General features: G+C 58.1%; 6 protein-coding genes. 4 read left to right on the forward strand and 2 right to left on the reverse strand.

Annotated elements, in window-relative coordinates:
- Positions 1 to 12: 12 nt before the first annotated feature.
- Entirely contained in the window at positions 13 to 1,794 is a 1,782-nt protein-coding gene (locus AC07UI_RS23690; protein ID WP_494994784.1) for a helix-turn-helix domain-containing protein, read from the forward strand.
- A 107-nt stretch (positions 1,795 to 1,901) separates the two neighbouring features.
- On the opposite strand, the gene AC07UI_RS23695 is transcribed toward AC07UI_RS23690, so the two are convergent.
- The gene (locus AC07UI_RS23695) at positions 1,902 to 2,315 is read right to left on the reverse strand and encodes a VOC family protein (protein WP_494994785.1); all 414 of its coding nucleotides are present in this window, start codon (positions 2,313 to 2,315) and stop codon (positions 1,902 to 1,904) included.
- A 277-nt stretch (positions 2,316 to 2,592) separates the two neighbouring features.
- On the opposite strand from AC07UI_RS23695, the gene AC07UI_RS23700 reads away from it, so the two are divergent.
- Positions 2,593 to 4,404, forward strand: a complete 1,812-nt coding sequence (locus tag AC07UI_RS23700; protein ID WP_494994786.1) for an ABC transporter ATP-binding protein — start codon at positions 2,593 to 2,595, stop codon at positions 4,402 to 4,404.
- 110 nt (positions 4,405 to 4,514) lie between these two features.
- On the opposite strand, the gene AC07UI_RS23705 is transcribed toward AC07UI_RS23700, so the two are convergent.
- Positions 4,515 to 5,540, reverse strand: coding sequence for an SDR family oxidoreductase (locus AC07UI_RS23705; protein WP_494994843.1), 1,026 nt, complete (start codon positions 5,538 to 5,540; stop codon positions 4,515 to 4,517).
- A gap of 238 nt (positions 5,541 to 5,778) precedes the next feature.
- Between AC07UI_RS23705 and AC07UI_RS23710 the strand changes: the two genes are divergently transcribed.
- Complete coding sequence (locus tag AC07UI_RS23710) at positions 5,779 to 6,438, forward strand: TetR/AcrR family transcriptional regulator (RefSeq protein ID WP_494994787.1); 660 nt, start codon at positions 5,779 to 5,781, stop codon at positions 6,436 to 6,438.
- Between the two features lie 513 nt (positions 6,439 to 6,951).
- On the forward strand, positions 6,952 to 7,305 hold the full coding sequence (locus AC07UI_RS23715; RefSeq protein ID WP_494994788.1) for a hypothetical protein: 354 nt from the start codon (positions 6,952 to 6,954) through the stop codon (positions 7,303 to 7,305).
- Positions 7,306 to 7,597: the final 292 nt, after the last annotated feature.

Genomic DNA, 7,597 nt, shown 5'->3' on the forward strand with positions numbered 1-7,597 from the left:
CTTCATGTTCAGGTGAGCGCCTTGAATCGAGAAATGCAGATACTGTCGTTGCGCGATGTGGCCAGCCAGATCAACTCCGGCGGCGATCTGCAATCGATGCTGCACCAGTTGGTCTACGCCAGTTGTCGTCACACCCACTGGACCATGAGCTCAATCATGGCCATTGATATGGAGGCCGGCTTTGGCCACGTCATTGCCCGCCATGACCCGACCCTGGTGCAGCGGCCCCTGGTGGATTGCTGGGAGCTGTCATCCAGCCCGGTGATGACCGCCTTACAGCGCAATGAGCCGGTGTTTATCCGCGACGTACGTGAATGCGAGTACCCCGGGTATCGCAGCGAATCCCTGGAGCGCGATTACCGTACGGTGATGGTGATGCCGATGAACTGCACCGACTTCGATGGTCGGCCCATGGTACTCAGCGTGATTTCCCGCACGATCATGGACGTGTCAGAGGAAGACCGGGTGTTCCTCGGCATGATCATCCATCTGGGCGCCATCGCGGTGGAGCGTCAGCGTCAATTGGAAGCCGAGCGCCGCGCAGCCGAACGCATGCAGCAGGCGTTGCATGTGCATACCACCTTGTTGGAGCACGTGCTGGGCGGCGGTTCCGTGACGTCGCTGTCGCTGATGGTCGGTAACCAGTTACCCAACCCGGTGATTGCGGTGGACTTTACCGCTAATCAGGTGGTGGCCGGTCGCTCACCGGATACGGCGTTGTTCGATGACATTGCCTGGCAGGCGGCGGTCGCCGGCGTGCTGAGTGTGCAGATCTCCAGGGCCGCGCATGAAAGCTTGAGAAGTGCGCTCAGGAGTACGGTCAATCTGTTCCTCGACGACGGCCAGCGTCAGTTCACCCTGCGGGCGCAGATCGAGCCGCTGATGGTCGATCACGAGCTGGTGGGGGCACTGGTGCTGTTCCCTGTAGCACAGCGGGTCAATGAGCTGGATCTGTTGATGCTGGAAAGCGCCAGGTTCGCCTTGAGCGTGCAGATGATGCGCAGCTTTATCCGCTTTCGCTTCGAAACCCGAACCCAGACCGAACTGCTGTTCGAGGTGCTCGAAGGCCGCTGGCGCGACGCCGATGATATCCAGCAGCGGGCGCAGCGCCTGGGCATCAGCTTCAGCACCGCGCAGCAAATGATCATTATCGATTACGGCGGCAAGGCCCAAGAGTCGAAGAACCTGCATCACAACGTGGCACGAATCCTGGCGCGGGCGGCGATCCACTCAACGGTGATCATCGTCGACAATGGCCTGGTGTGCCTGGTGCCCTCGGAAGGCGAGAAGGGCCGGGAGCGGCTGGCCAAGGTCCAGCGCCAGATTGCCGATGACCTGGCGCACTACCTGGGGGCCGAGCCGATTCTGCTGGCCAGCGGCGTCTGCAGGATGCTGACCGATTACCCCGCCGCCTGGGAACGCTGCAGGCGGCTGATCGATATTGCTCGTTCGTTCGGCCGCAATGGCCCGATCTCCGATCAGGACTTTGGACCGATACCCATCTTCATGGCGGCGGTAGGCGGTGAAGATATTCGTACCTTCGTCAATGAAAGCGTCGGTGCCATGCTGGCTCATGACCGCAAACACCACACGCCTTACCTCGAGACACTGACCGTCTACCTGAGGGAAAGCTGCCGCAGTCAGGCCTGTGCTGATGCAATGGGAGTGCACGTGACGACGCTCAGGTATCGCCTGTCGCGGATTCAGGATCTGTTCGGCATTGATGTCGAGACGCCGGAGCGGCGGTTTGCCACGGAGTTGGCGATTCATTTGCAACGGGTGATTGATAACTAGGGTTTTCGAAACAAATGAACCCTTCGGTACACCGGCCCGCAGCCGGGTGGTGTGGCAGGGGAGCGACCGATGAAGGTCGTCCCCTTATCTAATTACTGAAACCAGGTTCACTGATCCTTTTCGCAATTGATCATCCACGACACACCGAAGCGATCAACCAGCATTCCGAAGCGTGCCGCCCAGAAGGTGGCTTCCAGCGGCATTTGAATTGTCCCTTTGTCCGCCAGCGCAGCAAAGATCCGCTCTGCTTCGGCAACGCTGTCGACATTCAACGAGATCGAACAACCGCTCATACCGTTAGTGGGGCGATCGGGTGTGGTATCCGAACCCATGATTGCCTGATCGCCGACCAGCAGGCGGGTATGCATGATCAGGTTGTGACAGTTCGCTGGAATTTGCTCGCGAGCCGGGCTTTCGCCAAAGGTCATCATGACTTCGATCTTGCCTGGCAGGCATTGGGCGTAGAAAGTGAAGGCGGCTTGGCAGTCGCCGTTGAAGATCAGGTAGGGATTGATTTTCATGTTCTGCTCCCGGCAATGGTGGGTGCATCGGCTGGACGTTGGGTTTGTCCGCGAATTCCGATGGGCGTTGGCCCCCAGTAGCAAAGCGCTAAATCGCGGTGTGCGGGTGCATTTTTTTAGATGTTTTTTCTATGGATGAGCTGAGGCTTATCGCCCCACCTGCAGACACGCGCGTTAGCTGAAGCGCCCCGTTGTCGAGCTGAAGTACCATGGTGCATTGTCATGATCAACGAACCCGACACACCCATCTCCCATCCTCAGCCGAGTCCATCGCCCTATGCCTGTTCTTGACCGTTTCGCCTCGTTGCTCGACCAGGCGAGACGTGCCTTGTTGCTGGTCTGGGGAACGTCCCGCGGGCTGTTTCTGGGGCTGGTGCTGGCGACGCTGATTGCCGGGGTGCTTCCGGCGTTGGCGGCCTGGCTGGGACAGCGCATCGTCGATGCGGTGGTGACCGCCATGCAGTTGCACGCCCGGCAGGGCAGCGCGCCGTTGTGGCCCGCTGTGCGTTATGTACTGTTTGAAGCCGGTGTGCTCGCGTTACTGTCCGGGACCCAGCGTGCACTCTCGGTGCAGCAGTCGTTGTTGCGGGTGCAGTTGGGGCAGAAGGTCAACACCATGATTCTGGAGAAGGCTCAGACCTTGTCCCTGGTGCAGTTCGAGAACTCCGAGTTTTACGACAAGTTGGTCCGGGTGCGGCGCGAAGCCTCGACCCGGCCGTTGGCGCTGGTGATCAAGTCGCTGGGGCTGATCCAGAACCTGATTGTGCTGATCAGCTTCGGCTTGTTGCTGGTGCATTTTTCGCCTTGGGCGCTGGTGCTGCTGGTGGTCGGTGCGTTGCCGGTGTTTTTCGCCGAAGCACATTTCTCCGGCGATGCTTTTCGTCTGTTCACCCGGCGTGCGCCGGAGAGTCGGCAGCAGAATTACATCGAGACGCTGCTCTCCCACGAGGGCTACATCAAAGAGGTCAAGTTGTTTGGCTTTGCCCCGCTGCTGTTGCAGCGATACAGAGACACGTTCACCCGTCTCTACGCCGAAGACCGGCGCCTGACCCTGCGCCGGGATGGCTGGGGATTTGTACTCGGTCTGCTGGGGACGGGGGCGTTTTATCTGGCCTATGCCTGGGTGGTGGTCGATACCGTCCACGGCAACATCAGCCTGGGGCAGATGACCATGTACCTGGTGCTGTTCAAGCAGGGGCAAGCTGCGGTAAGCAGCAGTCTGAGCGCCATCAGCGGTCTCTATGAAGACGGGCTTTACCTCTCGAGCCTCTATGAGTACCTCGCCGAACCCGTGGTGGTGGACACCGGTGGCCTGAGCGTGGGCGTCGTGCCCGGTGACGGGGTGCGTTTCGAGAATGTCGGTTTCCGCTATCCGGGGGCGAGTCGGGCCGCTCTGGAGGGCATCAACCTGCACCTTGTACCGGGTCGCAGTGTGGCACTGGTGGGTGAGAACGGTTCGGGCAAGACCACGCTCATCAAGTTGCTGACCCGTTTGTATCGCCCCGATCAGGGTCGCATTCTGCTGGACGGCAGCGATTTGCAGGGCTGGGAAGAGGACGCGCTGCGTCGGCGCATCGGCGTCATCTTCCAGGACTACATTCGCTACCAATTCTCCGTGGGCGAGAACATCGGTGTGGGCGACACCTTGGCCTTTGACGATGAAACACGCTGGCAGGAAGCCGCCGCCGAGGGCATGGCCGCACCCTTCATCGAACATCTGGATCGAGGGTATGCCACGCAATTGGGACGATGGTTTGCCGGTGGGCAGGAACTGTCCGGCGGGCAATGGCAGAAGATCGCCTTGTCCCGCGCCTATATGCGCCGCAACGCCGATATCCTGATTCTGGATGAGCCGACCTCGGCACTTGACCCGGCAGCGGAAGCGGCGGTGTTCGAGCATTTCAGCCGGCACACCCAAGGCCGCATGACCTTGCTGATTTCTCACCGCTTCTCCAGTGTGCGCAATGCAGACCACATCATCGTGCTGGACCAGGGAACGATCCTGGAGCGGGGCGATCACGACAGCCTGGTAGCGGCTGGCGGGCGCTATGCGCAGTTGTTTGACTTGCAGGCACGGGGTTATCGATAGACCGGGAGCCTCATGAGGCCCCGGGCCAATCACGGTCAAGGCATTGGCGGCAGTTCATGGGGCTGCAGATCGAACACCGGTACTCTGACACCACCACATCATGCCCGGACTTATGCCGTCACCTTCGGTAGCCAATCATGGCTGCGATACCAGGCGACCGTATCGGCAACTGTTTGCTCAAACGGTCTGAACTTCAGTGCGAGTTCGTTTTCGCTCTTGGTATGGTTGAAGTGGCTGCGCCCGGTTTCCTTGACCATCAGCCGTACAGTCGCCAGGCTGAGCAGGACAGGTTTGCCGCTGATGCGCGCGTAGAGTTCCTGGAGTGTCGCCAAGGTGTACAGCAGGGGCAAAGGCACATCACGCGTCGGGGTCTTGACGCCTGCTATTTTGCCCAGCAGGGGCACCAGTTCCCGCATCGTCATATGGCGGCCTGCTGCCAGGTAGCGCTCTCCGCTTCGCCCGCGCTCTGCTGCCGCGATATGCGCCAGTGCTACATCCCGGGCATCGACAACGGAAAAACTGCCGGGCACCAGACCTGGCAATTTGCCAAGAACCACGTCGTTGACAAATTGCCCCGATGAGGTGGGTCCGATGTCCGCGGGGCCCCACATCCAGCCAGGCAGCACCATGCTGGCATGCATGTCTGGATGGTGCTCCAGAAACGACAGCACGGCCTGGTCGGCCAGTATCTTGCTGCGGTAGTAGTCGTCGGCATCGGCCAACTCACGCAGGCAGGTCTCGTCGATAGGTCGGCCCGGAGCCCCATTCAGCACGGCAATGGATGAAGTCTGGATAAAGTGCCGGATGCCGGCACGGTAAGCCTGCTCGATGAGCCGCTGTGTCCCGTTCACATTGATGCGTTTGAGTTCCTTCCAGTGGCTGCCCCCCTTGTAGTTGTCTCGAAAAAAGGCGGCGGTGTGAAACACCACATCGCACCTTTGCAACGTCCTGGAGAAGGCAGACACGTCCGCCATATCGCCGACCACCAACTCAACCCCCGCCAGCCCGGCGAACTGTTGCCGGCCTTTGGCCTGTGAGCGGACCAGTGCCTTGACGGAGAAGCCGCGCGCGACCAACTCGCGCACAAGGTTGTTGCCGAGTAGTCCGGTAGCGCCTGTAACGAAAGCGGATTTCAATTTTTTGGTATTTTGCATGTCGAGTGATTTTCAAAGTCCATTTGAGTTTTAAATGTAGCGAAGTGTAATGACAGATATCAAGTGATATCTGAATTTTCCGGGGAGGCTGTCAGCGGGTTGCCGGAGTCGACCCCGGGTTGGTGTGTCGTCCGCCTGACGGGCGATACCAATATCCGGCTATGCCCCCTGCGCAAAAGCATCGTTTGATACCCAAAGTTCATGTGATATCTTTTTGCGCATGAACCCACAGACCGCAAGAAAACGCCTGACCCGCGAGGAAAGCCGGGCCCAGACACGTGAACGCCTGATCGAAACTGCGCAGCACCTGTTTGTATCGAACGGGTATGGCGGCACATCGATCCGCGATCTCGCGGATCGGGCCGGCTATTCGCAAGGCGCCTTCTACTCAAACTTTTCCAGCAAAGAGGATGTCCTGCTGGAGCTTTTGCGCCGGCACATGGAAGCCGAAGCGATGCAACTTTCCACGGTCATGGAAAGTGACGGGCGAACGCCGGAACAGCTGCTCGCAGGATTGGAGACCTGGGCTTCCACGCTCAACCACGATGCCGACTGGTGCATGCTGTCCATCGAACTGCAGTTACATGCCAACCGCAGTTCGACGTTCGCTGTTGAATACCAGAAGGTCTGGGATCAGCATCGGACCGAGATTGGTCGCGTTGTCAGCCAGCTGTTCAGTCAACTCGGGCGCATTCCCCCTGCCGCGCCGGACGAACTGGCCGCGGCCTTCATGGCGCTGACCCATGGACTGGCCCTGCAAAGAGTGAGCACTCAGCCTGATCCGTCAGGGCGGATGATTCTGGTATTCCTGCGTGGGCTGATCGAAAGTGCCGTTGTTGTCGAGACAGCATCTACCGGTAGCGTTCGTCCTCGCCAATGAAATCCGAGCGGTGCGAGTTGACCGCGATCTCACCCGTGTTGGCTGGTGCGCCAGGAGGAAGCTGTAAGCACCCGCTTGGTGGTTCCAGAGTCGGTGTAATCAGGCCATCTTTGAAGTGTTTATAGTTTGGTTGTATTTTCTGGTAACTCCCTGTGCGGGTGCCAAGACTTCTAAACAGTTCCGTAATATCGCCTACATACTTCATGTGTTGCACCAGTTGTGAAGTAACTCGGGAATTCAACACACCGTTAAGTTAAAAAGTTGATGCGTCGTCTTGGCGTTGGCAGCGGTGCGGCCATTTTTTTATGTCTGCGTTTGGAGGGTTGATTGTTATAAATGGTCGGTAATATTTGATTGTATTCGCCTGAATGCCTTCAGGCGTCATGTTGTTTAAGGAAGGCGGAGCTGTTAGAAAACGTCGAGTAACGCACATCGAATAAAGCGTAATGTAATGATGGCAGGTACGTGTACTTAGCGGAAATATGACTTCACGAAGCGAAGGGGTATACGTTTTTGGAAGCCTTCGATGATTTGATTCTTGGCTATGTATTAAAGAAGCTGACCGATGTGTTTGAAGAGATAGTAGCGGTTTCAAAAAACACCCCTTCGGATAAGACGATGGGCGTCGTGGGTACCAGGCAAGGTAAAGCTGCAAAGAAAATTCCCGTCTGGCTGGGGCGCTTGAGAGTCAGCACTCCTTATCAAGTGACCCATGTGCTGCTTGATCAGATGCACGCTTCACGAAAGCTTAATCACGACCTGCGCTACGAGGCACAAGCCGCCTTGCTGGAGGCACTGGTGGAGGAAGAGCTGGCGATGGACACCGCGAGTTATTCGGTGGCTGTTGTCGAGGGTCGATTGAGGTGATTTCCGGGTCGTTGAACGGTTATCTACTGAGCTCGCTTTCGGAGTCGGAAACGTTTGGATAACGGCAGGGGGCACATGACCGACACGGTCAACGAAATCGGCCAGGCAAGGGGTCGGATCAGCCAGGATCTTGAGCGCATAGTCGAGTATCTGCACAGCTTGGCCGAACGTTTCAACCGATAACCATTAGCTCCCATTTGTAGTGGTCTAATGAAACCGGACACCCATTCGCCCCCATCAATTCGACGGTAGGCTTGCCCTGATGCCGGTAAGTTAAGCCGTTACACGCACC

Source organism: Pseudomonas sp. GW821-FHT04C07 (genome assembly GCF_059420325.1).